The organism is Methylobacterium sp. SD274 (genome assembly GCF_017355285.1).
In the GTDB taxonomy this organism is placed as follows: domain Bacteria; phylum Pseudomonadota; class Alphaproteobacteria; order Rhizobiales; family Beijerinckiaceae; genus Methylobacterium.
The window spans coordinates 64,923-90,416 of record NZ_JADIJP010000019.1; the positions used below are offsets into that span (position 1 = coordinate 64,923).

General features: G+C 66.3%; 27 protein-coding genes. 11 read left to right on the plus strand and 16 right to left on the minus strand.

Features of this window, described 5'->3' with window-relative positions:
• Positions 1-7 precede the first annotated feature (7 nt).
• The 4 genes from flgH to flgF form a co-directional block, all read right to left on the minus strand.
• Positions 8-775 (minus strand): flagellar basal body L-ring protein FlgH, encoded by a 768-nt coding sequence (gene flgH, locus IPV08_RS16505; protein ID WP_207412648.1) that lies wholly within the window; start codon positions 773-775, stop codon positions 8-10.
• 37 nt (positions 776-812) lie between these two features.
• Positions 813-1,862 carry a flagellar basal body P-ring formation chaperone FlgA gene (gene flgA / locus IPV08_RS16510; RefSeq protein ID WP_207412649.1) on the minus strand — a complete coding sequence of 350 codons (1,050 nt, stop codon included), beginning with the start codon at positions 1,860-1,862 and terminating at the stop codon, positions 813-815.
• A gap of 75 nt (positions 1,863-1,937) precedes the next feature.
• A complete protein-coding gene (gene flgG, locus IPV08_RS16515) occupies positions 1,938-2,729 on the minus strand; it encodes a flagellar basal-body rod protein FlgG (protein WP_056424719.1) in 792 nt (263 codons plus the stop codon).
• Positions 2,730-2,741: 12 nt separating this feature from the next.
• Positions 2,742-3,482 (minus strand): flagellar basal-body rod protein FlgF, encoded by a 741-nt coding sequence (gene flgF, locus IPV08_RS16520; protein ID WP_056424716.1) that lies wholly within the window; start codon positions 3,480-3,482, stop codon positions 2,742-2,744.
• A gap of 272 nt (positions 3,483-3,754) precedes the next feature.
• On the opposite strand from flgF, the gene fliL reads away from it, so the two are divergent.
• The 6 genes from fliL (at position 3,755) to IPV08_RS16550 (ending at position 8,122) form a co-directional block, all read left to right on the plus strand.
• A complete protein-coding gene (fliL, locus tag IPV08_RS16525; RefSeq protein WP_056424713.1) occupies positions 3,755-4,255 on the plus strand; it encodes a flagellar basal body-associated protein FliL in 501 nt (166 codons plus the stop codon).
• 27 nt (positions 4,256-4,282) lie between these two features.
• The gene (gene fliM, locus IPV08_RS16530; protein ID WP_056424709.1) at positions 4,283-5,500 is read left to right on the plus strand and encodes a flagellar motor switch protein FliM; all 1,218 of its coding nucleotides are present in this window, start codon (positions 4,283-4,285) and stop codon (positions 5,498-5,500) included.
• A gap of 7 nt (positions 5,501-5,507) precedes the next feature.
• Complete coding sequence (locus IPV08_RS16535) at positions 5,508-6,038, plus strand: DUF6468 domain-containing protein (protein WP_207412650.1); 531 nt, start codon at positions 5,508-5,510, stop codon at positions 6,036-6,038.
• Complete coding sequence (locus tag IPV08_RS16540; RefSeq protein ID WP_244478239.1) at positions 6,035-6,886, plus strand: hypothetical protein; 852 nt, start codon at positions 6,035-6,037, stop codon at positions 6,884-6,886. Before IPV08_RS16535 ends, IPV08_RS16540 begins: the two co-directional genes overlap by 4 nt.
• Before the next feature lie 142 nt (positions 6,887-7,028).
• Entirely contained in the window at positions 7,029-7,700 is a 672-nt protein-coding gene (locus IPV08_RS16545) for an invasion associated locus B family protein (RefSeq protein WP_207412651.1), read from the plus strand.
• 47 nt (positions 7,701-7,747) lie between these two features.
• Positions 7,748-8,122, plus strand: a complete 375-nt coding sequence (locus tag IPV08_RS16550) for a hypothetical protein (RefSeq protein WP_207412652.1) — start codon at positions 7,748-7,750, stop codon at positions 8,120-8,122.
• A gap of 96 nt (positions 8,123-8,218) precedes the next feature.
• Here IPV08_RS16550 and IPV08_RS16555 read toward each other — a convergent pair whose 3' ends face one another.
• Both IPV08_RS16555 and IPV08_RS16560 read right to left on the minus strand, forming a co-directional pair.
• On the minus strand, positions 8,219-8,431 hold the full coding sequence (locus IPV08_RS16555) for a hypothetical protein (RefSeq protein ID WP_207412653.1): 213 nt from the start codon (positions 8,429-8,431) through the stop codon (positions 8,219-8,221).
• Between the two features lie 204 nt (positions 8,432-8,635).
• A complete protein-coding gene (locus tag IPV08_RS16560) occupies positions 8,636-9,079 on the minus strand; it encodes a DMT family transporter (RefSeq protein ID WP_056424691.1) in 444 nt (147 codons plus the stop codon).
• 263 nt (positions 9,080-9,342) lie between these two features.
• On the opposite strand from IPV08_RS16560, the gene IPV08_RS16565 reads away from it, so the two are divergent.
• Both IPV08_RS16565 and IPV08_RS16570 read left to right on the plus strand, forming a co-directional pair.
• Positions 9,343-9,591: a hypothetical protein gene (locus IPV08_RS16565; RefSeq protein ID WP_056424689.1), complete on the plus strand. Its 249-nt coding sequence runs from the start codon at positions 9,343-9,345 to the stop codon at positions 9,589-9,591.
• 465 nt (positions 9,592-10,056) lie between these two features.
• Complete coding sequence (locus IPV08_RS16570; RefSeq protein WP_246747996.1) at positions 10,057-13,401, plus strand: hypothetical protein; 3,345 nt, start codon at positions 10,057-10,059, stop codon at positions 13,399-13,401.
• A gap of 23 nt (positions 13,402-13,424) precedes the next feature.
• On the opposite strand, the gene IPV08_RS16575 is transcribed toward IPV08_RS16570, so the two are convergent.
• Complete coding sequence (locus tag IPV08_RS16575; RefSeq protein ID WP_207412655.1) at positions 13,425-14,528, minus strand: alkene reductase; 1,104 nt, start codon at positions 14,526-14,528, stop codon at positions 13,425-13,427.
• A 430-nt stretch (positions 14,529-14,958) separates the two neighbouring features.
• Positions 14,959-15,843 (minus strand): CoA ester lyase, encoded by an 885-nt coding sequence (locus IPV08_RS16580; protein WP_207412656.1) that lies wholly within the window; start codon positions 15,841-15,843, stop codon positions 14,959-14,961.
• Between the two features lie 280 nt (positions 15,844-16,123).
• On the opposite strand from IPV08_RS16580, the gene IPV08_RS16585 reads away from it, so the two are divergent.
• Positions 16,124-16,459, plus strand: coding sequence for a DUF167 family protein (locus IPV08_RS16585; RefSeq protein ID WP_207412681.1), 336 nt, complete (start codon positions 16,124-16,126; stop codon positions 16,457-16,459).
• Between the two features lie 8 nt (positions 16,460-16,467).
• On the opposite strand, the gene IPV08_RS16590 is transcribed toward IPV08_RS16585, so the two are convergent.
• The 5 genes from IPV08_RS16590 to IPV08_RS16610 are packed head-to-tail and all read right to left on the minus strand — an operon-like array spanning position 16,468 to position 20,039.
• Entirely contained in the window at positions 16,468-16,839 is a 372-nt protein-coding gene (locus IPV08_RS16590) for a tRNA-binding protein (protein WP_207412657.1), read from the minus strand.
• 16 nt (positions 16,840-16,855) lie between these two features.
• Positions 16,856-17,683 carry an FTR1 family protein gene (locus IPV08_RS16595; RefSeq protein ID WP_207412658.1) on the minus strand — a complete coding sequence of 276 codons (828 nt, stop codon included), beginning with the start codon at positions 17,681-17,683 and terminating at the stop codon, positions 16,856-16,858.
• Between the two features lie 43 nt (positions 17,684-17,726).
• Positions 17,727-19,127, minus strand: coding sequence for a 4Fe-4S binding protein (locus IPV08_RS16600; RefSeq protein WP_207412659.1), 1,401 nt, complete (start codon positions 19,125-19,127; stop codon positions 17,727-17,729).
• A 4-nt stretch (positions 19,128-19,131) separates the two neighbouring features.
• Complete coding sequence (locus tag IPV08_RS16605; RefSeq protein WP_207412660.1) at positions 19,132-19,467, minus strand: cupredoxin domain-containing protein; 336 nt, start codon at positions 19,465-19,467, stop codon at positions 19,132-19,134.
• Between the two features lie 8 nt (positions 19,468-19,475).
• On the minus strand, positions 19,476-20,039 hold the full coding sequence (locus tag IPV08_RS16610; protein WP_018042582.1) for an iron transporter: 564 nt from the start codon (positions 20,037-20,039) through the stop codon (positions 19,476-19,478).
• Positions 20,040-20,658: 619 nt separating this feature from the next.
• Between IPV08_RS16610 and IPV08_RS16615 the strand changes: the two genes are divergently transcribed.
• Positions 20,659-21,018, plus strand: a complete 360-nt coding sequence (locus IPV08_RS16615; protein WP_207412661.1) for a hypothetical protein — start codon at positions 20,659-20,661, stop codon at positions 21,016-21,018.
• Positions 21,019-21,046: 28 nt separating this feature from the next.
• On the opposite strand, the gene IPV08_RS16620 is transcribed toward IPV08_RS16615, so the two are convergent.
• The 3 genes from IPV08_RS16620 to IPV08_RS16630 all read right to left on the minus strand — a co-directional run bounded on the left by IPV08_RS16620 (position 21,047) and on the right by IPV08_RS16630 (position 24,247).
• Positions 21,047-22,231, minus strand: a complete 1,185-nt coding sequence (locus tag IPV08_RS16620; RefSeq protein ID WP_348646142.1) for a glycosyltransferase family 2 protein — start codon at positions 22,229-22,231, stop codon at positions 21,047-21,049.
• 151 nt (positions 22,232-22,382) lie between these two features.
• Positions 22,383-23,768, minus strand: coding sequence for an MATE family efflux transporter (locus IPV08_RS16625; RefSeq protein WP_207412663.1), 1,386 nt, complete (start codon positions 23,766-23,768; stop codon positions 22,383-22,385).
• Positions 23,759-24,247 carry a DUF971 domain-containing protein gene (locus IPV08_RS16630; RefSeq protein WP_207412664.1) on the minus strand — a complete coding sequence of 163 codons (489 nt, stop codon included), beginning with the start codon at positions 24,245-24,247 and terminating at the stop codon, positions 23,759-23,761. The genes IPV08_RS16625 and IPV08_RS16630 overlap by 10 nt, the downstream gene beginning before the upstream one ends.
• A 174-nt stretch (positions 24,248-24,421) precedes the next feature.
• Here IPV08_RS16630 and moaA point away from each other — a divergent pair, with 174 nt between their 5' ends.
• Complete coding sequence (gene moaA / locus IPV08_RS16635) at positions 24,422-25,456, plus strand: GTP 3',8-cyclase MoaA (protein ID WP_207412665.1); 1,035 nt, start codon at positions 24,422-24,424, stop codon at positions 25,454-25,456.
• The last annotated feature ends 38 nt before the right edge of the window (positions 25,457-25,494 follow it).

A 25,494-nucleotide genomic window follows, 5' to 3' on the forward strand; every position in this document is an offset into this window, starting at 1 on the left:
TTCCGGCTTAGAACGGAAGCAGGATGTCGACGAGTTGCTGGCCGTAACGGGGCTGCTGCACATCGGTGATCTGACCGCGACCGCCATAGGCGATGCGGGCCTGGGCGATCTTCGAGGAATCGATCGTGTTGTCGGATTCGATGTCCTCCGGCCGGACCACGCCGGCGACGATGAGTTCGCGCACCTCGAAATTGATGCGGATTTCCTGCTTGCCCTCCACGACGAGGTTGCCGTTGGGCAGGACCTGGTTGACGATCGCCGCGATGTTGGTCGTCACCGTCTCGTTGCGCTGGACCGACCCCGAACCGTCGCTCGATGAGGTCGATGTCCCGGCGATCAGCTTGTCCGGGCTGATCCCGGCGGCGGCGACGGCGGCGCTGCTCTCCAGGCCGAAAGCGTTGGGAAGGCCCATTCCTTCCGCATTGGAGCGGGAGCGCTTCGTCTCGTTGTTCAGGTTGGCGCGGTCGGTGACGTTCACCTTGATCGTCACGAGATCGCCGATCCGGGCGGCGCGCTGATCCTTGAAGAAGGCGCGCGATCCCGTCCGCCACAGGGAGTTCGGTGCGTAGGAGACCGGCTGGACGTCCGGCATCGGCAGGCGCACCGGGCGGTAGCCCGGCTGCGAAGTCGGGTCCTCGATGGCCGAGAGCGTAGGCGTGGCGCCGACCTGCGACAGCCGATCGGCCGTATTGCAAGCGCCAAGGCCCGACGAAACCAGCACGGCAGCGGCAAGCGAGAGCGGCTTGAAGGTGAGGCGGGTGGTGCGGTTGGTCATGGGAGCCAGCTTTTTTCCTAGAGGCGATCGGGTGGGATCAGCGGGCGGCGTCGAACGCCGCGCTGGCCTGGCGGCCGAGGCTGGCGGGCGAGCTGACCGAGACGCGGCCGGGGCCGATCACGGTGGCGGCGAGGGATTTCTTGGAGACGGGATTGGTGACGGTGATCGCGGCACCGAGGCGGCCGTTCTCGTTGGCCTGGCCGCGCAGGGAGAGGTTGAGGCCGGGGGCATCGAACACGATGGTCACGGCCTCGCCACGCTGGACCATATCCGCCGGTGCGACGTCGCCGGATCGGAGAATGGAGCCGGCACTCAGGCTGCGCTGTGCGACCTGGCCGATGGAGACGACCGACCCGGCCTGGGCGTCGGGGGGCGTCGCCTCCCGGGGGCGGCGCTCGATGGTGACGTCGGCGGCGCTCACCGTGTCGCCGCGATTGAGCGTGCGAGAGAGAATCTGGACCTCGCGGATTTCCTGCACGAGTCCGGCGACGCGCAGGGATGCCTGACGCTCACCCAGGGTGATGAGGGCAGCGACCCGCTTCAGGCGCGGATCGTAGGTGACGTCGAGGGCCGTCGCCTGTCCGTCGAGATCGAGGGGGGCGAGGAGAACGGTGTTCTCTCCATCGATGCGGATCGCGAGGTTGCGCGGATCGAGCCCGTAGGACGTCTCCAGCACGCGCTTGATCGCGGCCTCGATCTCGGTCGGGCCCACGCGCCGAGCCGCGCGCTGGACCGAGACCTGAGCCCGCCCGCCCGTCTCGATCTCGCCGAGCCCGAGGGGCGCGATCGCGTCGGCGATGCGGCGAGCCTGGATCGTGCCGGACGCCCCGAGCGCCGGCGCGCGGAACAGAGCGCGCTGAGCGAGATCCGCCGGCGCACCTTCCACGAGGTCACCGAGGGTCAGGATGTCGCCGCGTGCCGTGACGTCGCCGCGGAGGCGGAGCCGCTGGCCGTTGTTCTCCGCGAGAACCTGCACGGTCATGAAGCAGAGGGCCGCCAGGGCGAAGAGGGCGCGCACCACGATGCCGGGGGTGAGCGTGGCGGCGCGCCGTGACTCGGCGGCGGGGATCTGTCTCAGGGCGTACATGGCATGACGCTTTCGGAGGCGGGGTAAAATGGAAGGACGAGGCCGGGACGTCAGGGGAGTGAGGCGCCCGCACCGTCAGGCGCGGAACATCTGCGACGTTGTCGAGAGCATCTGGTCGGCCGCCGTGACGACCTTCGAGTTCATCTCGTAGGCGCGCTGCGCGGCGATCAGGGACGAGATCTCGTTGACGGCGTTCACGTTCGCCTCTTCGAGGTAGCTCTGCTGCAGGTTGCCGAAGCCCTCGGCGCCCGGCAGGCCGTTGATGGGGGGGCCGGAGGCGGCGGTCTCGACGAACAGGTTGTCGCCGATGGATTCGAGACCGACCTTGTTGACGAAGCGGGAGAGCTGGAACTGGCCGAGATTCTGCGGCGCGGTCTGACCCGGCACCGTGGCCTGGATCGAACCTTGCGCGCTGATCGTCACGCTGGTCGCATTGTTGGGGACGGTGATGCCCGGATCGACGAGGTAGCCGTCGCGGGTCACCAGCTGTCCCTGTGCGGAGAGATCGAACGAGCCGTCGCGGGTGAAGGCGATGCGGCCATCGGGCATCGTGACCCGGAACAGACCCTCGCCGCGGATGGCGACGTCGTATTCCTTCTCCGTGGATGCCAGCGGACCCTGCGACATCGTCCGGGCGGTGGAGGTCGTCTTCACGCCCGAGCCGATAGCGAGGCCGGCGGGAAGCTGGGTATTCTGGTCCGAGGTCGACGAACCGGCCCGGCGTAGGTTCTGGTAGAGCAGATCCTGGAAATGGGCGGTCTGGCGCTTGTAGCCGGTGGTCCGCAGGTTCGCGATGTTGTTCGAGATGACCTGGACGTTGAGTTCCTGGGCCGCCATGCCGGTGGCGGCAGCGTAGAGGGCGCGCATCGCCTGGGTTCCTTACGCGACGTCGGCGAGGCGGCGGATCGCCGTGCCCCGCAATTCGTCCAGGCGCGAGATCACGCCCGAGACCATGGTGTAGGTGCGGTTCACGTCCATCAGCCGGGTCATCTCGATGACGGGCTTGACGTTGGAGCGTTCGAGGGCACCCGATTCGAGGCGGCCGTTCACACCGGCGGCCACCGGGGCCGCCTGGGACGAGTAGAGGTTGGCGCCTTCGTTGGTGAGGGCCTGCGGGTTGGGGAAGGTCACCATCCGCACGCGACCACGGATGCCGAGATTGGTGGAGACCGTTCCGTCCGGACCGATGGCGATGCCGGTTTCCTGGGGGTTGATCTGGATCGGCCCACCCTCGCCCTGGACGGCATAGCCGTCGCTGGTGACGAGGTTGCCCTGAGGGTCGGTCTCGAACGCACCGTTGCGGGTGTAGCGGTCTCCGGTCGGAGTGCGGACCACGAGGAACGCCTCGCCGCGCACGGCCACGTGCAGAGGATTGCCGGTCTGCTCGATCGGCCCCTGGGCGAGGTCGAGGGCCGTGCCCTGGTCGATGACGTAGGAGACGCGCCGATCCTGCCGCTGGAACGAGTCGGCGCTCGCGACCGGCATCAGGTATTCCTGGAACCGTGAGCTGCGGCCCTTGAAGCCCGTGGTGGAGACGTTCGCCATGTTGTTGGCGATCACGTCGAGTTCACGCTGCAGGGCGACCTGACTGGAGACTCCGACAAACAGCGCGTTCTGCATGGATCGAAAGGCCTTGGGCTGCGGCGACGTTAATCATGTCCGCACGGCCCGTGCCATCCGCCGAAAAATGACTTTGATGAACAGTTTCAGACGCTTGGTGCGAGTCCGGCTTGCTCCCGTTCGCTGATCTTCCTCTCCCCACGGCAAGAACCGCCCGGCAGAATTTGCCTCCTTAACGAGGTGTTAACCGTAGCCACAGATATATCCCTCCAAGGGGTCGCGGGCACACATCGCCGAACGCACCCTGAGACGAGATCCGAAGGGGGCGCGCCATGGCCAAGAAGCCGACGAAGACCCCTTCCGCCGACGGGGAAGACGCCGAAGGCGAAGCCCCGAAGGGTGGAAAGAAGAAGATCATCATCATCGGTGCGGCCGTGCTGCTGCTGGCCGGCGGTGGTGGTGGATATTTTATGATGAAGAAGAAGGGCGGCGACGATCACGCCGCCGTCGAGGTGAAGAAGCCCCTCGTCTTCCTCGACGTGCGCGAGATGACGATCAACCTCGCCAACGACCCCGGCCAGGAAAAGCCGCGCGTGGCCAAGGTCAAGGTGTCCCTCGAACTGAAGGACGCCAAGGTAGAGAATGAGGTCAAGCCGCTGATGCCGCGCATCGAGGACACGTTCCAAGTCTACATGCGTGAGCTGCGCGCCAGCGATCTCGCCGGCTCGGCTGGCCTCTACCGGCTCCGCGAGGAATTGCTGCGGCGCGTCAATGTCGCGATCCATCCGGCACGGGCCGAGGCCGTGCTCTTCAAGGACGTGATCGTCCAGTAATTCCCCTCAACCGGTATCGAGACGGTCATGGCAGGTCCCGAAGACGAGCTCGAAGAGGACGATTGGGCAGCCGCCCTGATCGCGCAGAATGCCGAAGGCGGTGAAACCTCGCTCGCCGACGAGTGGGGCGCCGCTCTCGCCGAGCAGGGCACGAGCACGCATGCCAGCGACGTCGCCGCCGAATGGGCGACGATGATCGAGGACGGGGAGACCGACAATCTCCCCGAACTCGCCGGCAACGACCGCATCCTCAACCAGGATGAGATCGACGGCGTCCTCGGCTTCTCCTTGCGCGAATTGTCGGCATCGGGTGCCGGCGGTGTCCGCGCCATCGTGGATTCTGGCGTCGTCCAGTACGAACGCCTGCCGATGCTGGAAATCGTCTTCGACCGGATGATCCGGTTGTTGTCGACCAGCCTGCGCAACTTCTTCCAGGACAACGTCGAGGTGACCCTCGACAACATCACCTCTGTCCGCTTCGGCGATTATCTCAACGCCATTCCGCTGCCGACACTGCTCGGGGTCTTCCGGGCCGATGCCTGGGAGAATTCCGGCCTCGTCACGGTGGAATCGAACCTCGCCTACTCGACCCTCGACCTGCTGCTGGGCGGCAAGCGCGGCGGCTCGGCGACCCGGCTCGACGGGCGTCCGTTCACGACCATCGAGATGCAGCTGGTGCGGCGCCTCGTGGAGATCATCCTCAGCGATCTCGAACTCTCGTTCCAGCCCCTCTCCCCGGTGCGCTTCGGCATCGACCGGATCGAGACCAACCCGCGCTTCGCCACGATCACCCGGCCGGCCAACGCCGCCATCTTGATCACCCTGAAGCTCGACATGGACGGCCGCGGCGGCCAGCTCCAGATCCTGTTCCCCTACGCCACGATCGAGCCCATCCGTGAACTGCTCATGCAGAGCTTCATGGGCGAGAAGCTCGGCCGCGATCATGTCTGGGAGAGCCACCTCGCCACCGAGATCTGGCAGGCCGACGCGACGATGGATGCGGTCCTCCACGAGATGATGCTGCCGCTGAAGAAGGTGCTGTCGCTCAAGGTCGGCGACACGCTGATGTTCGATACCAAGCCCACGGACCTGATCTCCGTGCGCTGTGGCGACTGGGCCCTGACGCAGGGGCGCATCGGCCGGGTCGACGACAACATCTCGGTGCAACTCACGCGGCCGCTGCGGCGCTCGCGCACCACGTTCCAGGCCTTCGAGGCTTCTATCAACAACCGCAACGACGGGTGACCGCGCCATGAGCCTCCTCGTCACCCTCGCCGCCGATATCCTCGTTGCCGTGCTGCTCGTCGCCAGCATCGTTTCTTCGGTGAGCCTGAGCCGGCGCATCACCCGGATGAAGGCCGATGAAGCGGCCCTGCGCCAGACGATCGGCGATCTCGTCGTGGCGAGTTCCACCGCCGAGCGGGCGATCATCGGCTTGCGCGCCACCCTCGACGAATGCGACCGCACCCTGGCCGACCGTCTCGGCACGGCGGAGCGCTATGCCGCCGATCTCTCTGCCCATGTCCAGGCCGGCCAGACCGTGATCGCCCGCATCTCGGCCATCGTCGCGCATTCCCAGCCGTCGCAGTTAGCCGCGGTGCCGCCCGTCGAAATCCGCCCCACCGACATCCGCCCGACGGAGCTCCGCGCCAGCCGGACCCAGCCCGAGCAGGCGCCGGTCGCGGCATCGAGCCCTAACGGCGAGCGTCTCGGAGCCGCCGCCGCCGCCGCGCTCGCCATGTCCGAGCGCGCCCTTGGACGCCTGCGGAGCCGCGCCGCATGAAGAAGTCCGGCTTCCTCGTCCGCGCGGGGCAGAACCACCTCGGAAAGCTGCGGCCGGGCCGTAAAGGTCCCGGCCAGGTTCGGCCCTACAAGCTGCGCCTCATCGATGCCGTGACGATGGCGGCCGTCGGACTGCTCGTGCTCAAGCTCGGCGCCATCGTGGTCGACGACATGGGGCCGAGCGCGGCCTCGGCGGGCGGGCAATTGCCGGACTTCGCCAGGGTCCTCGCCAAGGCGCGGACCAATTACGAACTGGCCGACCCGCAGACCACGGGTTCGGTGACACCGAAAGAGCCGGAGAAGCCGGCGGCCGAGCCGGAGCCGCCTGCTCCACGGCCACCGCCGCCCGCGGAGCCGATGCCGGCCAGCGAGCGCGCCATCCTCGAAAAATTGTCTGCTCGGCGCGACGCGCTCAAGCAGCGTGACGAGACCCTGAGCCTGCGTGAGCAGATGCTCGGCACCGCCGAACGCAAGCTCGAAGAGGGCGTGAAGGATCTCAAACGCAACGAAGAGAGGCCCGATGGGGCCGGCGCCCAACAGGCCGAGGCCGAGAGGGCGGCCCTGAAGAACATCGTCACGATGTACGAGACGATGAAGCCGAAGGATGCCGCCCGCGTCTTCGACCGTCTTGCCCTCGACGTGCTGGTGCCCATCGTCCTGGCGATGAACCCGCGTAAGATGGCCGACGTCCTGGCCCTGATGCAATCGGAGCCCGCCGAGAAGCTGACCGTGGCCCTGGCCAACCGCGCGCGTGGCCAGACACCGACGCAGCAGCCCGTCGTCATGGGCCTTGGCCCCAACGAATTGCCGGCCATCGACCAGGGCACCGGCCAGGACAAGCGGCGTTGAACCCGGCGGGTAGATCAGGCAAGGCGAACGGGTCGGATTGCCGGTGGGCGATAAATCGCGATGCCAACCGGTGCATTGCGCTCGGAGGCAGGGAGGGCTAGGCGGCAGGCGTGACTTCGTTCGAACGCCGGATGCCCGCTTGATGCGTTGGAGACATGTTTTACCCCTGGTCGGCGTGATCTCGCTTGCCGCGATCGGGGATGCCTGGAACGCCGCTTACGCCCAGGAGGCCGCGCCGGAGCAGGACACACCGGCCGCCGAGTCGTCGCCGAAGCCCAAACCCAAACCGAAACCCAAGCCCGCACTGAAACCGGCCGCTGCCGCCACAGCCGCGCCTGCGCCCACCGCCCCCGCCAAGGCGACGTGGCCGGAAGGAGCCAGCGCGCTGAGCGAGAGCTACGGCGATTGGAGCATCAATTGCTCCCGCGAGAATCAGGCGACGATCTGCTCGGTGGTCCAGGCCCAGGGATCGAAGCGCGACAATCGCCGCGAATTCGCCATCGAGCTCAAGCCGCCGGCGAACGACCGCACCGATGGACTGATCCTGATGCCGTTCGGGTTCCAGATCGAGGCAGGGTTGAGCTTCAAGATCGACGAGGCGGTCCTCGGCAAGGGCGCCCCCTATTACACCTGCAGTTCCGAAGGGTGCCTCGTCCCGGTGAGCCTGCCCACCCTCGCCACCGATACGATGAAGACCGCGAAGAACCTGCTCATTCTCGCACCGAAGCAGGACGCCACCGAACCCACGACGATCACCGTGCCGCTCAACGGCTTCGGTGCCGCCCTCGCCCGGGCCAGCGCGCTCTCGCACTGACGGCAAACAGTCAGGCGATGCGACAGATAGGTAGGAAAACGCCACCCATGAAGCAGATCTTGCTCGCCTCGCTCCTGTTCGGAAGCCTGACGCTCCCGCTCGCCGCACAGCCTGCTCCGGACGCGCCAGCGCCTCCAGACACCAAGGAGGAACGCCAGAAGAACACCGCCGCCAAGCTCGCTGGGCTGTTGCAGTTCGTCTCGGCGTCCTGCCCCGAAGCGAAACCGAATTACGAGACCTTCAAGACGGTGGTGCGGAGCCTCGGTCTCGAGCCCGATGCCTTGGCGGGCGGCGAACTCATTCTGCGCGTGAAGGCCTATGCCGACGTCTATTCGCGGGACGTTCCGGCCAACTGCGCCAAGGCGCTGGAGAATTTCGGCGCGAACGGCAAAACCCTTCCGGGCCTCGTCGTGAAGCAGTGACCGGATCAGGTATCCGCCCGATCCGTTTGTACAGACTGTCTATCCGGGACAGTCGTCGGTCCCGGATGGGTCGAAGTTCGGTCGTCGGCATACGTGTCAGGGTTTGGACGTCGCTTTGATCGACGCATCCGGGCAGTTCGGCAGGATTGCCTTGCCGACCTTGTTGTCCGGATCGCAGGCGGGAACGGCGGGGGCTCCGCCGTTCTCGACCCTTTCCGTGCGAAGCGATTCGAAATTCCATACGCCGACCCAGATCACCGCCAGGATCGCAGCCAGACCCAGCAGCACCATGGGCATGAGGCGACGCATCAGCGAGGCGCCGTCTGCTGGACGGGCGCGGTATGTGCCGTGTCTCCGTTTCGGACGAACGCATATAGAATTCCTGCCGCAAGTAGGGCGAAGACGGCGATCAGAACGGGAAAGTAGCGGTGCATCGGTGTTCCTGAGGACGAAATGTGAGAGTAATTGGCCCGGCGGGAGACGGGCGGCGCTGTAAGGGTTCGGCCCGATGGGCTAGGAGCTTGCCACCAGGGCTACGCCTCCGATCATCAGTAGGCCGCCGACGATGCGCCACAGGGTCGCCGGATGGCGTTCGAAGCCGACCCATCCGAAATGATCGAGCATGATCGAAGCGACGACGCCCGCCGTCACGAGCATGCCGAGGAAGGGAGCCGCCCCGATCTGACGCGCCACCATAAGCTGCGCGACAACGATGCCGCCGCCCAGCACTCCGCCGAACCATGCCCACCACGGGGCCTCGAGGACCTGAGCCGTGGTCGGCAGCGTGAGCTTGCCCGATGCAAGCCCTACGAGAAGCACGCAAGTGGCCGTTCCCGCTGCCACGACGAGGCCCGCACTCAGCGAGCCGCCGAAGCTTTTCGCCAATGCACCGTTCTGTCCCGCCTGCACAGCGTTCGCGACGCCGGCGAGCAGTACGAGGCCGTACAGATACCACATCGGTTGCCGAACCCATCGATAGCCTGCGTCATCTAGGGCGGTAACGCGCCGGGGAGGTGCGACATCTGCGCAGCCGCCGTCTTTCCGGGATGATTCCGGTGCCGTGAAGCGTCTAACCCATACCCTCGGCCCCGAGGGGGATATGACGACTTCGCCCCGTCCGGCCTATGCCGGGCGGGGCTTTTACTATCGCGATCTCCATTGTCCAGTATGGATATTTCCGGTCGCTCCCGCGTTACCTCCGGGCATTCGCAGGAGCACCTATGAAGACCTTAGCCATCACATTTTGTGCGCTCGCCGTTTCCTCTCTCGCGCTCGCCCAGATGACGACGTCCGCCGATGCGCGCTCGCGCTACTCGAAGCGCGGGCTCGGCACCCCCAGCATGTCGAACAATACTGGTGGCCGCAGCGGTCGCGACAGCTCGGCGGCGGGCGGCAATTCCAGCCAGCCCTCACGTCGGTCCGGGGGCGGAAGCGCTGGCGGTGGCAGCGGCGGAAACGGCGGTCTGTAACGCCGATCATCGACCGGATCTGTCCCGTCCGCCCTGGGCAACGCTGACATATGCTCGAGCGTCAGGGTAGCCCAGCCTCGAAAGCCGGGGAGATGTTTGGGGTCGATGTGGTAAATGTGGGATCTCACATGATATGAAGGGTCATTCCTCCCAAGGAATGTCCTTCTGAAAACTGCCCTGCTTGGCGAAAGCCGAGTGGGGCTTTTTGTTTGTTCGGAGGGCGAGATAGCGCGGATCCGACGATATCGCGCTTCGAAAGAATGCACGCGCCAGTATCGCTCGAGCGACGCGCAGTTTTGAGACAGCGCGCCAGGCGGCCGTTAGGCGGGCGTTAGCCTCGAAGGGGGAGAGTCGCCGACGGTGTATCGTTTCGCGGCGGCTTGTCTTCGGCTCTCCGCGCAACCGGGTGTGGCGTAAACTGCAATGGGAATGGGGGCCGGAATCGCGAGACGTCGGCGCCACCTCATGGCCGGCTTCATGGCGACCTCGATCGTGGCGGGGACGTTCGTCTGGGCCAGCGAGGCGGAAGCCGCGCGGCTCCTGACGGTGAAGGCCAATCAGGTCGGGCGCTACGCCCGAATCGCCATGACCTTCAATTCGGCGGTTCCGGTGAAGGCCAGGATGTCCGGCCTCGTCCTCCTGGTGAATTTCGGCGAGCCCACCACTCCTGCGCCGGAAAAGATCGTCAGTGATATCCCCGAATTCGTCTCGATGGTGCGGCGGGACCCTGACGGGACCGGCATGCGCATCGCCTTGCAGAAGCCGTATCGCCTCAACGTCCAGGCGGCGGGCGAGCACGTCTTCATCGATCTACTACCGGAGGATTGGTCCGGGCTTCCCCCTCCCCTGCCACCGGAGATCGTGGCCGACCTTGTTCGTCGGGCGCAATTGGCAGAAGCTGCCATGAAGGCGGCCACGCCCATCGTGGAACCGAGGCGACTCGCCCTCGAACTCTCGCGTCTCCCAACGCTGACACGCCTCAGCTTACGGCTCCCGCCGGATACGGTCGCTCGCTTCGACGAGACCGGATCGGGAACGCGGCTGACGATTCCCGGTGCCTGGCGCATCGACGACGGCGCTCCCCGCGGACGGACGAAGCCTGCCATCGAGACCCTGACGGTCGAGAACGACGCGGACGGCGCCCGTCTCATGGTGAGTCCCGCCGCCGGCTACGAGATCCGGACCGGACGGGACGATGACGGCGTCACGCTGGATATTCTCCGCAAAGCTGTGCCATCGGACGCCAAGGCCGTGCCCGTCGATGGCAAACCCTCCCCTGACAGTAAGTCCTCCGCCGACGGCAAGGCCGCGGATGCGAAGGCCGAACCTGCGTCGAAACCCGCCTCGCCGCTCACCGCAACGATGCAGAAGCAGGTGGGTGCCCCGCAGGTGACGGCCCCGCAGAAAACCATCATCCTGCGGCCAGCCGGCCCCGGCCTCGCTTTCCCGTTCAGCCGACAGCCGGCGGCGGCTTTGTTCGAACGCGCAGGCATCGCTACCCTCGTCTTCGAGACCGCCGAAACCGTCGTCGTGCCCGCTGGCGATCCGGTCTTCGAGACGGTCAGCCAGCCCCGGCGGCAGGGTGCCTTCATCGTTCTCAGTTTCAGGGTTCCCCGCGAGCGCCTTCTCGATCTCGTGCCGATTGGCGATGCCGACGCACCGACCGGGTGGGAACTCGTCGCCGGTGAGAATCTATCGGCCAGCGAACCGCTTTCGGCGATCCGCAACCCGGAAGCCAGCGGCCGGATCGGCATCGGTATACGCCTGCCGCATCCGGGCGGAGCGACATGGATCGAGCGGAACGGCGAGCGGATCGGTGTCGTGACCGGTTATGGGCCCAAGCCCGCCGGGATCCCCAAACGCCAGGCGTTCGTGGATTTCGAGCTGCTGCCCAGTCGTCAGGGCGTCGCCGTCCTTGCGAAAGCCGATGACCTGCTGGTGCGGCCGGATATGGACGGCGTCGTGATCGGCCGCGAGGGCGGCATGTCGGTTTCCGGCGTCGCGCGTCCTGCCGAGCCGGCACTCACCGCCGTGAGCGATCTCGCCATAGAGCGCACGCCCTGGGATGCGGCGAGGAGCGGCAATATCGGTGAGAACCTGCGCCAGCAACTGAACGACGTGGTGGATGCCCCACGGCCGGCGCGTGGACCGCTGCGACTTATCCTCGCGAGGGGTATGCTCGCCAACGGGCTCGACGTGGAAGCCCTCGGTGTCCTTCAGGTGGCAGCCAGCGAGGATCCGGTTCTGGCCGGACAACGCGAACTCGCCATCCTCACCACCGTGGCAAACATCCAGATGGCGCGCTACGCCGATGCGCGAAAGGCGCTGGAGAACGAGTTCCTCCGGGCGGACCCGGAAGCACGGCTCTGGAAAGGCTATCTCGATGCGATGGCGGGTCGCTGGCCGGCCGCCGATACAGCCTTTCGCGATACGGCCGGCATCATCGAGCGCTATCCCGACGACTTGCAGGGACTGCTTCGCGCGGCGGCAGCGGAGGCTGCCATCGAGAACGGCGACTGGGCCGCTGCGGGCCGGCAGATCACGACGGCGCTGGCGCGCGCGGCGGATCGCTCCGTTACCGACAGGCTCGCCTTCCTGCGCGCACGCATCGACGAGGTGACGGGCCAGACCAGTGCTGCCCTCGACACCTACACGCGGCTCTCGGACACGGCGGACCGGCCCATCGCGGCGGTGGCGACCCTTCGCGCCGCGATCCTGGCCCATGCCCTCGACAAGATCCCGGTGGCTGAGGCGATCGAGCGGCTGGAAACCCTCCTCCTCACCTGGCATGGCGACGAGATCGAGCAGAGGACGATCGCAGCGCTCGCCAAGCTCAACATGGAAGCCGGGCGCTGGCGGCAGGCCTTTGCCGCGTCACGCAAGGCGGATGCGCTGGCGCCAGGATCGCCGATCAGCCGTGAACTTCACGACAGCGCTCAGGAATTGTTCGATGACCTCTTCCTGACGGAGAAGGGCGCGAAGATGTCCGGCGTGGAGGCGCTGGCGCTGTATTTCGACTTCAAGGATTTCGCCCCGATCGGCCGCCGTGGCGACGAGATCGTGCGCCGCCTCGCGGACAAGCTGGTCGAACTCGATCTCCTCGATTCAGCCGGTGAACTGCTCCAACATCAGGTCGACCACCGGCTGTCCGGGCCGGCCCGCGCCAGTGTCGCTGCGCGGCTGGCGACCATCAGAATGATGGACGAGAAGCCCCTTCAGGCGCTTCAGGTCATCGATGCTACCTACCAGCCCGAGCTTCCCGAGGATCTGCGCCGCGCCCGCGCCCTCATCCGCGCCCGCGCCCTGTCCGACCTGTCACGCACGGATCTGGCTTTGGAGACCATCGAAGCGGAGTCAGGCCCCGACGCGGACCGGCTGCGTGCCGACATTCTTTGGGGTGGCCGCCGCTGGCGCGAGGCCGGCGAGGCGCACGAGGCCATGGTCGGCGAGGCTTGGCGCATGCGCAAACCCCTCGACGATGCCATGCGCTCCGACATCATCCGCGCCGCCATTGCCTACGGCTTGTCGAACGAGGTGCTCGGGCTCGAGCGCCTGCGGGCGAAATTCGCCGGCCCCATGGCCGACAGCATGGACGCGCGCACCTTCGCCCTGCTCACCCAGCCGAACGCCGTGCGGAGCCAGGCCTTCCGGGATATCGCGCAGAGAGCCACCAAGGCGGATACGCTGCAGGCCTTCCTCAAAGAGTATCGTAAGCGCTACCCGGAAGTGTCCGTGCCGCAACCGGCCAACGCCGATGGCGCGCAGGTCGAGGCCAAGGCCAGCGAGCCCCCGCCCTCACCGAAGGGCTGAGGCCCGCCTTTCAGGACAAAGCCTCAGCGCCGGAACGCGATGGGGCCGTTCATGCCCGGCCAATCGGAATAGCCGTTGGCTCCCCCGCCATACCAATAGGCTTTCGGTGCTTCTGCCAGCGGCGCGCCGATGCGGAGACGCTCCACGAGATCGGGGTTGGCGATATAGGGCCGGCCGAAGCTGAAGAGGTCCGCTCTCCCACCGGCGAGGTCCTTCTCGGCGAGTTCGAGCGTGTATTGGTTGTTGCCGATATAGGCGCCCTGGAAACGCTCGCGGATCTGACTGAAATCGACCTCGTCCGGCACGTCGCGGGTCTGTTGTGTCACGCCCTCGATCGTGTGGACGTAGAGCAGATCGAACGCGTTCAGCGCGTCTATATAGGCGCCGAACGTTGCCTTCGGATCGCTGTCGAGAGGCGTCTTGCCCGGCTCCGTGGTGGCGGGCGAAAGACGGATGCCGACGCGCTTGCCGCCCCAGACCTCCGTCACCGCCTTCACCACGGCGAGGGGGAAGCGCAGGCGGTTCTCGATGGAGCCGCCATACTGGTCGGTCCGCTTGTTGGTGGAATCGCGCACGAATTGTTCGAGCAGGTAATTGTTGGCCGAATGGATCTCGACACCGTCGAACCCTGCGCGCTTCGCATTCTCGGCGGCCTTGCGATAATCCTCGACGATGCCCGGGATCTCGTCCGTCTCAAGCGCACGGGGCGTCTCATGCGGCTTCATGCCGGATTTGGTGAAAGCCATACCCTCGGGCTTCAGGGCCGAGGGCGCCACCGGCGACTGGCCGTTCGGCTGCACGTCGGGATGCGAGATCCGTCCCGTATGCCAGAGCTGCAGGAAGATGCGCCCGTCATTGGCGTGAACCGCCGCAGTGACGGGCTTCCATCCCTCCACCTGCGCATCGGTCCAGATGCCCGGCGTCAGGGCGTAGCCGACCGCCTGGGGCGAGATGTTGGTCGCCTCCGAGATGATGAGACCGGCATTGGCGCGCTGGGCGTAGTAAGCGACCGCGAAATCCGGGGGGATGCCCTCGTCGGAGGACCGGCTCCGGGTCAATGGAGCCATGACGACGCGGTTCTTGAGCGTGAGGTCGCCGAGGGTGAAGGGTTCGAGGATCGGGCTCATGAGGGGCGTGCTGTCCTTAACGGGAATGAGACAGACCCCCGACCGGGAGGCCTCGCGTTCACCCGTTCACGCGACCGAGCCGTCCCGCTTTCATGAGGGAGGCGGGACCGGGCTGGATGGGGTGAAGCGCTATGGACGGGCAATCCCGCCGCCCGATCCGTTGTTCCCGCACCCCTCCCCCGATTGCGCCGGGTGCGCGTCCCTCTCCCCGCTTGCGGGGAGAGGGACGCGACGACCGCGTCGTCGGCGCGTCGAGGCGGTAGCCGACGGTGAGGGGGCGATTTCGGATGAGACACCTTCGGAATCGCCCCCTCACCGTCGCTCCGGCTTCGCCTCCGCTCATCGCGGACACGACAAGGTGTCCGCGATCCTCTCCCCGCCTGCGGGGAGAGGGGGGGCTCTCCGCCGTTCATGGAGGAGATGACCTGCCTCAATACCCTTTGGCGGCAATAGATTCCGACCAGTTCACCGCGCGGCGCGCCATGCTGATATGCTGGCGCTCGTACATGCGGCCCTCGACCTTGATGGCACCCCGCTTGGCATTCTCCGGCTTGTCGAAGGCCTCGATCACCAAGGTAGCGCGGCGGACTTCCTCCTCGGTCGGGGCGAAGGAGGTGTTGGCCGGTTCGAGCTGGTTCGGATGGATCAGCGTCTTGCCGTCAAAGCCGAGGTCGCGTGCCTGCCGGCATTCGGTGCGGCATCCCTCCACATCGCCGATATCGTTCCACACGCCGTCGAGGATGGTGAGTCCTTCGGCGCGGGCGGCGGCGAGGGTGAACATCATCCAGGGCAGCATCGGCACCCGGCCCGGCACGAGCTGGGCCCAGGTATCCTTGGCGAGATCGTTCGTCCCGAGCACGAAGCAAGTGAGCCGGGTGCGCCGGTCGCGCCGGGCCTTGGCGATCTCCTGGATGTTGAGGATCGCCGCCGGTGTCTCGATCATCGCCCAGACATCGATGCTCTCGGGTGCGTCGAGGGCTTCAAGATGGTTGGCGATGCTCTCGAGAACCGCAGGCGAGGACACTTTCGGCATCAGGATGGCGTCGGGACAGGCCTGAATCGCAGCCTTCAAATCCGCCTCGCCCCAGGGAGTCTGGGGAGCATTGACGCGGATCACGAGCTCGCGGCTACCATACCCGCCACACTTCACGGCCGCGCAGACCTGATCCCGGGCCAATTCCTTCTCGTCCGGCCCGACCGCGTCTTCGAGGTCCAGGATCAGAGCGTCCGCCTGCAGCGTCTTCGCCTTGTCGAGGGCTCTTTGGTTCGAGCCGGGCATGTAAAGGACGCTGCGGCGCAGGCGAAGATCGGACATGAACGCATTCCAGTGACGATGCGGTGCAGCTTAGTGCAACACGGCTGCCGCGACAGCCCTCCGGATATAAAATGCGCGCCGATGATGCGCGATTGACAAGCGGCCGTGCGTGCCGAAGACCGCCGCATAGGTCTCTTGGGAGAAATCCGGAGAGAAGACTTTCGCCGATGCTCCGCTTTTGCCTCGCGCCGGGATCGCACTGAGGAAGGGGTCTGGTGTTGCGGCTAATTGGAATCATCTTGCCGTCGGCGGAGAGCCGTTGCCACGCCTCGGCCATGCCATGACCGAGGCGTGTCCCTATACGCTGACTTTGGAGGGGATTCGGCTCGCCGTGCGTCTGACGCCACGTGCGAGCCGAACGGGCCTCGACGGGCTGGTCGAGACCGCCGATGGACGAGTTTGGGTACAGATGCGGGTCGCCGCGCCGCCGGTGGAGAGCGCCGCCAATACGGCTCTTATCGCTGCCTTGGCGGAGGCCCTGTCACTGCGACGGTCTGAGATCCGGATCGCGGCGGGCGAGACCTCGAGGCAGAAAATCCTCGCGCTCAGCGGAGATCCGGCCGGGATGGCCGCGCGAGTGCAGGCCTGGATAGCTACCGCTCCCCGCCGGCGGTAAGTCTACATTCAGAACAGGCGGCTTCCGTCCGGCACGGCATGGTCGGGGCGGAACAGTACGACGGCACCGTTCGTATCGGCGAAGCCCAGCGTCAGGACCTCCGAGAGGAACTTACCGATCTGGCGCGGGGGGAAGTTCACCACCGCGGCGACCTGCCGGCCGACCAGATCCTCCGGCCGGTAATGTTCGGTGATCTGGGCGCTGGAGCGCTTGGTGCCGATGGCCGGCCCAAAATCGATGATGAGCTTGATCGCCGGCTTCCTCGCTTCGGGGAAAGGCTCGGCGGAGACCACCGTGCCGATCCGGATGTCGACGGCGAGGAACTCGTCGAAGCTGATCGGGGCGGCCGCCGGGGCCGCCGAATCGTGAGTCACATGCACGGCCTGTGTCTCCGCTTCACGCCGTCCGCAGTGTCCGCCGACGCTTGTCCGCCGACGACCATTGCATGAGGGCGACCATGACCAGGATCGTACCGAGATAGACGATGACCTGCAGCCCCGTCGGGCGGTCGGTATAGCCGACGAGGGCGTGGAGCACGCGGCCGACCATGCTGCCCTCGGACAGGATGTTGGCGGTGTTCCAGAGCGGCCGGTCGAGCACGGTGACGAGCCCGGCATTGGTGAGGAACTGCGCCGCCTGCGCCGCGAGACCGGCGGCGAGGAAGATGATGAGCGCGCTGGTCACCGAGAAGACGTAGCGGGTCGGGATCGCGGCCAGGCCGAAATAGCTCACCGCCGAGATCAGGATGCCCGCGCCGACTCCGGCCAGCGCCCCGATCTGCAGATCGGGGCCGGACGTGCCCGACGCGACGAGGCCGTAGAGGAACAGGACGAGCTCCGCGCCCTCGCGCAGGATCGCCGCGCCGACGACGAAGGCCAGGGCAGCGGATGTGGTCTCCCCCCTGCGCACGGATTCTCCGGCGGCCTTCAATTCGCCCGCGAGCTCGCGCCCGTGGCGGCTCATCCAGGTGTTGTGCCAGATCAGCATGACGACGGCGGTGGCGAGGACGGCGGCGTTGAGGATGTCCTGACCCGCGCCCTCGAACGCGTCGGAGATCGCTTCGGCGAAGAGCGCCACGAGGCAGGCGCCGGCAAGCCCGCCGACCACGCCGAGGCCGATCCAGCGGCCGCGCCCGGTGATGCCGCGCGTGGCCGCCAGCACGATGCCGATGATGAGGCCGGCTTCGATGACCTCGCGGAAGGCGATGACGAATGCTCCGATCATGCGGAGATTTCCTTCGATGTCGCGGGCGGGCGGTGTGAGCGCCCTACCAGATCCAGAACAGAAGCACCCAGCCGGAAACCGACAGGGTGGCGGCGGCGGCGATGCAGGCCGTCGCGCCCGCCCGGCGCCATCCGCCGGTGGTAAGCCCCGCCACCTGCCAGGCGAGCCACGCGCTCCACAGGCTCGCGCCGATGAGCAGCCCGGCCCGCATCTCGGCGACGTAGGGAAGCGGGAGCCCCTCCCCGCGCAGGAAGGTGACGGTGAGGGCCGAGAGGCCGAGGAAGACGCCACATCCCGCGATGGGGATCAGCGTCTGCGTCAGGTGGTGGAAACGCGACGACGACCAGGGGCCGAGAAAGCGCGTGGCGAGGGCCACGAGGGCGGAGAGGCCGAATCCGAGGATGATCGTCGCGGCGCCGATATAGGCCAGCAGCAGGCCGCCATCGAGCAGGGTCATGACGTCGTTGTGCTCGGGGTAGTTGGTGAGCACGAACCACGGCAGGGTGGTCTCGAGCGGCCAGACCATCCCGTGTTCGATGAACCAGGTGGCGAGCCATTGCTTGGCGTCGATGAACCAGGGGCTCGACGACCATTGGAAGGCACCGGCCGCGAGGCCCATCATGCCGAACAGGATCAGGACCGTCTGTTCGAGGCTCGGCTCGGTGCCGGCCACATGGACGATCTCGTAGGCGGGGGAGCGCCGGGCGAGGCGGACCGCGCCGCGATAGCCGCTGCAGCGCCCGCACATATGGCAGGAGCCGGCCCCGCGCATGGTCTTCACCGGCACCAGGGGAGCGCAGTTGAAGGCGGCGCCCTGCGGCTTGTCGGAGGCGGCCCAGGCGGGGCGGTCCACCTGGAAGCTCACCGGCGCGAGCTTGGCCAGCACCGCGAAGACTCCGTTCACGGGGCAGAGATATCGGCACCAGACGCGCTTGTTGCGGCCATAGACGAGGCCCACCGCGATCGCCGCCACCGTCGAGCCGCCGAGGACGGCCAGGACGGGCTTCGGGTAGCCGTAGACGCTGACCATCTGGCCGTAGACCGTGGTTCCGGCGAACGCGATGAAGGGCCATCCGCCCCAAGTGATCCAGCGCGGCACCGCGCGGCCGAGGCTCCAGCGGCTGGCGAATTCCGTGAGCGTGCCCTCTGGGCACAGCACCCCGCACCAGGCCCGGCCGACGAGGACCATGCTCACGAGGACGAAGGGCCACCAGATGCCCCAGAACGCGAACTGCGCGAGGACGGTCAGGTTGTTCCAGAGATGGGCGGTCCGGTCCGGCAGGGGCAGGAAGGCCGGCACGGCCACGAGGACGAGGTAGACCGCGACCACAGCCCATTGCACGCTGCGGATGATTCCGCCGTGGCGCTGGAGCCAATGGCCGAGTTCCGCGAGGCGCTGGTCGATCCAGGCTTCACGCAGGTCCGTCGAGACGCTCGCCGCCATCGGGCTACTTCGCCACCAGCTTGGCTTTGGCTTCCGGGTGGAAGTCGTCGAACACGTCGTAGGTGCCGGGGTCGAGGGTGCGGAATACGATTCCCGAGGTCGAGCCGGCGGCCAGGGCCTTCTCGCGCTTCAGTTCCATGCTCTCGAACTCCACCGGCGAGGTGCCGGTATTGGTGATCTCCAGCTTGAAGCGGGTATTAGCCGGCACCTCGATGATCTCGGGGATGATCATGCCATCCTTCATCTCGACCTTGATCACCGGCATGTCATTGGCCGATGCAAAGCCGATGCCGGCTGCCATGAAGGCGCAGGCGAGTGCAAGGCTGCGGACGTGCTGCATCACGGTGCTCAATACGCGCCCTTCTTGCCGGTGCCGGCGAAGGTGAAGTCTTGGATCAGGTCGAAGGGCTTGAACCATTCGGCGACACCCGTCTCCTTGTCCACGTGGCGGCCGAAATGCTGGTTCTTGCCGGGAGGCGCCACCGTGAGCTTGAGCCGGTAGCGGCCAGGGCCGCTCAGCTTGACGTTGTCGCCGTAATGCGGGCCGTCATTGGCGACCATCGGCATCAGCGAGCCGCTTACCTTCGGACCCGTGGCGGCCTCGCCCTCCAGCTTCGTCAGTTCGAAGCTCACGTCGAGGGAGGGCAGCCAGTCGCCCTCGGCGAACCCGTTACGGTTGTCCTTGGCCGCGCGGATATCGGCTTCGAGGTGGATGTCGGATTGCGCGGCGGCGCGCATCATGTCCGGCGGGTCCATCTCGATCGGCTGAAGATAGACCGCCGTCACTTCCAGTCCGTCCTTGAGCATGGGAGGGCCGATCGGCGTCTCCTTGGCCGAGGCGAAGCCGGTGCCCAGGGCCGCGAAGGCCAGCAGGGAGGCGGAAATCAGTGCGGAGTGAGTGATCTTGCGCATTGTCGCTAGCGCGTAGCCCAGCGATCGTCGGAAGCAAAGCCGGTTCTTGAGAAAAACCATATATCAGAATACTTCCAATGTGTTGCGCCTATAGGAAGCCAGGGCGTTCGCCCGGCCTTACCCTGACGGACAGGGCTGGCGTCGGTTTTTCAGCCCGATGGCGGGAATCACCGATCATCGGGAATTTTCTAAGGCACCTTCGATACCGTTGCGGCTCATCCCACGCCGGATGGTCGGTTCGCGGCGGGCGACGGCCGGGCGTTAACGGACGCGCGACCAATCCGTGAACAATGGGATGCGCTGGCTGGGGGGCTTGGCCGGAGACATCATCTCGTCCGCTCCGTACGGTTCGGCTGGAAAATCCTCAAGCTGTTCACGACCTCGCATTCGGAGCGCGCGACGGCGCCCGAAGCGATGCATGGCATGACGGCGGCCTTCCAGGCCCTCTCCGTCACGACGGCACAACGTGTGGTTCGGATGAACGCCGCGCGATATCTGGCCAGCACCAATCATGGCTGATCGGTGCGACTTTGCGCACGATTTTGCATGCCATATTTTGTTGACGAACAGAGACTATCCTCACGGCCTATGAAGTCCAACCCCGACCGACCTTATTGTCATGACGCAGCTGCACAAAGACATCGCGACGAGTTTCGTGAACGTTCGCATGAAGATCGAAGCTTATGCTTCCGTGGGTGAGGATTTATCTGGCGAGTTGAGGCGGTGGACCGATAGTGCGATGCGGTTCATCGAACCCGACCCTACGATCCACTCGCTTCACCGCATCGTCCTGGAAAGTACGGACGACCTTGTCGGCCTGATGATGGAGCAGCCTCGTCCGCGCGCCACGACCATCCTGACGGCCAAGACCCATCTCACGAAAACCTTCGACGAACTCGAAGACGCGATCCTGAAGCGAGGCATTCTTTCGGTGAGAGGCGAGAAAGTCGGCCTGGGGATCGCAGGCAAGCCGATCTGAAGGCGTCGTCTTTGTCGAAGCGCGAGGCTCAGCGAGAGGCGGGATCGACCGCCATTGTCTTGGCTTCAGGCAGTGTCTTGACTTCAGGCAGTTCGGGGGGCGGCAGTTTGCGGTTAAGGGCCGAAGCAGCGCGTAGGAATGTAAGGGCGACCGTCGCCAGGCGGATATGGCGGGGCAGTTGCCGAGGGCCGAGCGGGCGGTAGACCAGTTTGGGGCTGACACGCTCGATCTCGGCGACCGCGAGTCCGACGAGAGGCTGCTTGGCGATCCGCACGGCATCCGCCTCGGGGATCGACAGTTTGCGTGCCCAGGCCGTGGTGGTCGCCAAGGCGCTCGAGGCGTGGAGCCGACGAAGGCGGCGTCGCCACAGATAGCGGTAGAGCGCGCGGGGAACCGCCTCCATACGTGCATCGCAGAGGCTGTCAGGCACCTCGCAGCGCGCGCGTATCGTATCGGCGACGCCACCGGGCGCGCGGCCGACCAGGCGGCCGGAAACGGTGACGACCACGTCCTTGGCGTGCCGCACTCGCAGCCCGTGCTGCAGCAGGGCTGCCACGAAAGCGCCGTCCTCGCCGAGGGCGATCATCGGCATGCCCCCCACCTTACGGTAGGCCGAGAGGCGGACGGCGAGCGTGGCGCCGATCGTCGTCCGGTGGCACGGCCAGGGATCGTGCGGATCGTGATCGATCCGTGCTTCCAACTCGGTCAGGAGATCGCTGTAGGCATCTTCGAGCTTGCCCCGTGCGCGAAGCGACTTGGGCAGTGCCGCCCATTCGTCCTCATCGATCAGGATGCGCCCCGCTACGGCATCGGCCCCGGCATCCAAGGCGGCGAGGTTGCGCGCAACCCAATCCGACGGCACCCGGCTGTCGGCATCCGAGGTCAGGATCGTTCCGGCGGTGCCGTCCGGGCCGATCCATTCGGCAGCGGCTTCCATGGCCGCGCGGCGCGCCCATCCGGCATGGGCACCGTCGAAGGTCACCATCCTGACCCGGACCGGGATCGACATGTCCTGTACGAGTTCGGCAACGATCCGATCCGTGCCGTCGCTGCAATTGTTGAGGAACAGATAAAGACCGAGGCTGCCGGAACGCACGCCCTCCTGCGCGTCGATGGCGCGGAGGCAGGCCTCAATCCGCTCGGCCTCGTTATAGACCGGGATCGCGATGACGGTGTCGGGAACCGAGGAGGCGAAGCGCGGCGACGTATCGATGGCGGGGGCGACGTCGGAGAGGGTGGAATAGGGCACGGAGGACTCCGATGAGGCGGCGCGGATGGATACTGGCGCCGATCCCCGGCAGGTGAGACGTGATCAGTGTATCGATCAAAGCTGAACGGCAGCAATCCGGCTCGGACGCCGACGATCAGGGCGCGCGCACATCCCTTGCCGCAGGCGCACTATCGAAGGTCCGGCGGGCGAGCCCCGGATAGGCCAGAGCCTGACTGGCGCCGCGTGCCGCCAGCAGAATCAGGAACGAGAGCCACAGACCCATATTCCCGAAGCCTGCGGTGTGAGCGATGCCGATCGCCACGGCGTAAACGCCGGTGGCCGCGATCATCAGATTGCGCATGGCCCGTGTCCACGTGGAGCCGATGTAGATTCCATCGAAGGCGAACGGCACGGAGGCAACGAGAGGTGCGAGTGCGGCGGGCGCCAGATACGCACGCGCCGTTTCGCGCACCTCCGGGCTCGTCGTGACCGTATCGATGAAGGCCGCGCCGAAGGCCAGGAACAGTGTCGCCACCGCTAGGCCGAAGGCAACGCACCAGATTACGCTAAGGCGGGCCGCGCGGCGGAAACCGGCTTCGTCACGCGCGCCGACGGCCTGACCGCACAGCGTCTCGGCCGCGGTGGCGAACCCGTCGAGGAAAAACCCTCCGATGAGGAAGAGATTCCACAGGACGGCATTCGCCGCCAGGATCACGTCGCCCGAGCGCGCACCGAGCGCGGAAAACAGGGCGATGGCACCGACCAGCAGCAGGGTGCGGATCATGACGTCGGCATTGACGCTGAGCATGCGCGCCAATGCCAGGGGATCGCGAATGACGGCGAACGGTACCGCGAACGGACGCGAGCCGAGCCGGGCCAGCAGGACGAGCCCGATGCCGGTTCCGGCGGCTTCGGCGACGAGAGTGGCCATGCCGGCTCCCGCGACGCTGAGATCCGCCCAGAGCACGAGGAAGAGGGTCAGGACGATGTTGACGAGGTTGATCGCCACCTGAAGCAGAAGTCCGAGATCGGTCCGCCCACGACCGAGCACCGAGCCGAGGATGGCATAGTTCGCCAGCGTGAATGGGGCCGCGAAGATGCGGATGTGGAAATAGGTGGCGAGACCCGCGATTACTGCTGGGCTCGCGCCGCTGAGCGCGAAGGCCCCGGTCGCGATCGGCACCTGAGCGGCGACAATGACGAGCCCCAACAGGATGCCGGCCGCAAGCGAGCGGGCTAGGATCCGGTCGATCTCGGCCGAGTCGCGGGCACCTACCGCCTGAGCCGTGAGCCCCGCCGTCGCCATGCGAAGCGAGCCGAAGGACCAGAAGATCGCATCGAATACCACCGCGCCCAGCGCCATGGCGCCGAGGAGGGCGGCATCGCCGAGGCGCCCGATCACCGCCGCCCCGACGAAACCGAGGAGCGGGGTGGTGACGTTGGCGAGCGTCATCGGCAAAGCCAGCGCCAGGATGCGGCGGCTGGTGGCGGGAGTCGGGGTCGCGATACCGTTCGGGTCCGCGGTGGCGGTCAGTGACATCCGCACCCGCTTCCGCAGCTTCCCTCGCTCTTCGGAGGCTCGCTCTTTGCCGGATTGGTGGCCGGACGCCGGGCGGCATCGCGCACGAGGCCGCGCTCTTCGAGCTCGGACAGGTACTTCGCCCAGCGGTTCCGGTACTCACGGCCGAGGTCGTAGAGATAGGCCCAGCCGAACAGCCCGGTATCGTGCATGTCGTCGAAGGTCAGCTTCACCGCATAATTGCCCACCGGCTCCACCGAAAGGATCGCCACGTCGCGCTTTCCGCCGATGACCTTGCGCTCGGCGGGGGAATGGCCCTGAACCTCGGCCGAGGGGCTCGAGACGCGCAGATATTCCGCTGGCAGCGCGAACTTGCCGCCATCCTCGAAGGAGACGTTCAGCGTCCGCTTGTCGCCTGACAGGCGGATCTCGGTGGGCCACCGCTCCGGTGCCGCGACCTGCTGTCCGGTGGGGATGGGATCGGCGTGATGCTGGCTCATACTGGAACTCTCATGCCTGTAACCGTCTCGGATGCAATATATGTGTAGAGCGTACGGGGCATGCGTCGGCATGCGCTTGCTCCCTGGCCACCAACGCCTCATATGCCAGGGATGCTAGGTTCCTCGCGCGACCACGCTTCAGAAATCTCCCCAGCCAAGAGCCACGAGTCTCCCATGGGTGTTGCCTATGCCGAACCCGTAGCTTCGAAAGCGCAAGCGCCTCTGATAGACCCGTTCCAGCGGGCGATCACCTATCTTCGCATCTCCGTGACCGATCGCTGCGACCTGCGATGCGTCTATTGCATGTCGGATGACATGACGTTCCTGCCCAAGCGTGACCTGCTCACGCTAGAGGAACTCGACCGGCTCTGTGGCGTGTTCATCGACCGGGGCGTGCGCAAGCTCAGGATCACCGGCGGCGAGCCGCTCGTTCGCCGCGACATCATGCATCTCTTCCGTCGTCTGTCGCGCCATCTAGGCACAGGCGCCCTGGAAGAGTTGACGATGACGACGAACGGCACGCAGCTCGGTCGCTTCGCATCGGAACTCGCCGAACTCGGCATCAGGCGTGTGAACGTGTCTCTCGACACGCTCGACCCGGACAAGTTCCGCGCCGTGACGCGGCGCGGCGACCTCAAGGTCGTGCTCGACGGCATCGAGAAGGCCCGCAAGGCAGGCATCAAGGTCAAGATCAACGCCGTGGCGCTGAAGGGCGTGAACGAAGACGAGATCGCCGACATGATCGCCTGGGCCCATGGCGATGGCATGGACATGACCCTCATCGAGGTGATGCCCCTCGGTGAAGTGGATGGTGACCGCACCGACCAGTTCCTGCCCCTGTCTGTTGCCCGGGCACGTCTCGAACAGCGATACACCATGATTCCGCTGCCGGACCGCACCGGTGGCCCTGCCCGCTATGTCCGCATCGCCGAGACCGGGGGGCGGCTCGGCTTCATCACGCCTCTGACCCATAATTTCTGCGAGAGCTGCAACCGTGTCCGCCTGACCTGCACGGGGAAGCTCTACATGTGTCTCGGCCAGGAAGACGCGGCCGACCTGCGCGAGGCCCTGCGCGCCTCACCGGACGACGCCCTCGTCACTCAAGCCGTGATCGATGCGATCGCGCGAAAGCCCAAGGGCCATGACTTCGTCATCGAGCGCGCCCGTCCGGCCGCCGTGCCACGCCATATGAGCGTCACGGGCGGCTGAGACCGTCTCGCGTTTGACCCCTCCGGCCATCGAATCTA

Coding starts and splice junctions, on each gene's coding strand:
- flgH (WP_207412648.1), bottom strand. CDS start 775: ATGACCAACCGCACCACCCGCCTCACCTTCAAGCCGCTCTCGCTTGCC.
- flgA (WP_207412649.1), bottom strand. CDS start 1,862: ATGTACGCCCTGAGACAGATCCCCGCCGCCGAGTCACGGCGCGCCGCC.
- flgG (WP_056424719.1), bottom strand. CDS start 2,729: ATGCGCGCCCTCTACGCTGCCGCCACCGGCATGGCGGCCCAGGAACTC.
- flgF (WP_056424716.1), bottom strand. CDS start 3,482: ATGCAGAACGCGCTGTTTGTCGGAGTCTCCAGTCAGGTCGCCCTGCAG.
- fliL (WP_056424713.1), top strand. CDS start 3,755: ATGGCCAAGAAGCCGACGAAGACCCCTTCCGCCGACGGGGAAGACGCC.
- fliM (WP_056424709.1), top strand. CDS start 4,283: ATGGCAGGTCCCGAAGACGAGCTCGAAGAGGACGATTGGGCAGCCGCC.
- IPV08_RS16535 (WP_207412650.1), top strand. CDS start 5,508: ATGAGCCTCCTCGTCACCCTCGCCGCCGATATCCTCGTTGCCGTGCTG.
- IPV08_RS16540 (WP_244478239.1), top strand. CDS start 6,035: ATGAAGAAGTCCGGCTTCCTCGTCCGCGCGGGGCAGAACCACCTCGGA.
- IPV08_RS16545 (WP_207412651.1), top strand. CDS start 7,029: ATGCGTTGGAGACATGTTTTACCCCTGGTCGGCGTGATCTCGCTTGCC.
- IPV08_RS16550 (WP_207412652.1), top strand. CDS start 7,748: ATGAAGCAGATCTTGCTCGCCTCGCTCCTGTTCGGAAGCCTGACGCTC.
- IPV08_RS16555 (WP_207412653.1), bottom strand. CDS start 8,431: ATGCGTCGCCTCATGCCCATGGTGCTGCTGGGTCTGGCTGCGATCCTG.
- IPV08_RS16560 (WP_056424691.1), bottom strand. CDS start 9,079: ATGTGGTATCTGTACGGCCTCGTACTGCTCGCCGGCGTCGCGAACGCT.
- IPV08_RS16565 (WP_056424689.1), top strand. CDS start 9,343: ATGAAGACCTTAGCCATCACATTTTGTGCGCTCGCCGTTTCCTCTCTC.
- IPV08_RS16570 (WP_246747996.1), top strand. CDS start 10,057: ATGGCCGGCTTCATGGCGACCTCGATCGTGGCGGGGACGTTCGTCTGG.
- IPV08_RS16575 (WP_207412655.1), bottom strand. CDS start 14,528: ATGAGCCCGATCCTCGAACCCTTCACCCTCGGCGACCTCACGCTCAAG.
- IPV08_RS16580 (WP_207412656.1), bottom strand. CDS start 15,843: ATGTCCGATCTTCGCCTGCGCCGCAGCGTCCTTTACATGCCCGGCTCG.
- IPV08_RS16585 (WP_207412681.1), top strand. CDS start 16,124: ATGACCGAGGCGTGTCCCTATACGCTGACTTTGGAGGGGATTCGGCTC.
- IPV08_RS16595 (WP_207412658.1), bottom strand. CDS start 17,683: ATGATCGGAGCATTCGTCATCGCCTTCCGCGAGGTCATCGAAGCCGGC.
- IPV08_RS16600 (WP_207412659.1), bottom strand. CDS start 19,127: ATGGCGGCGAGCGTCTCGACGGACCTGCGTGAAGCCTGGATCGACCAG.
- IPV08_RS16605 (WP_207412660.1), bottom strand. CDS start 19,467: ATGCAGCACGTCCGCAGCCTTGCACTCGCCTGCGCCTTCATGGCAGCC.
- IPV08_RS16610 (WP_018042582.1), bottom strand. CDS start 20,039: ATGCGCAAGATCACTCACTCCGCACTGATTTCCGCCTCCCTGCTGGCC.
- IPV08_RS16615 (WP_207412661.1), top strand. CDS start 20,659: ATGACGCAGCTGCACAAAGACATCGCGACGAGTTTCGTGAACGTTCGC.
- IPV08_RS16625 (WP_207412663.1), bottom strand. CDS start 23,768: ATGTCACTGACCGCCACCGCGGACCCGAACGGTATCGCGACCCCGACT.
- IPV08_RS16630 (WP_207412664.1), bottom strand. CDS start 24,247: ATGAGCCAGCATCACGCCGATCCCATCCCCACCGGACAGCAGGTCGCG.
- moaA (WP_207412665.1), top strand. CDS start 24,422: ATGGGTGTTGCCTATGCCGAACCCGTAGCTTCGAAAGCGCAAGCGCCT.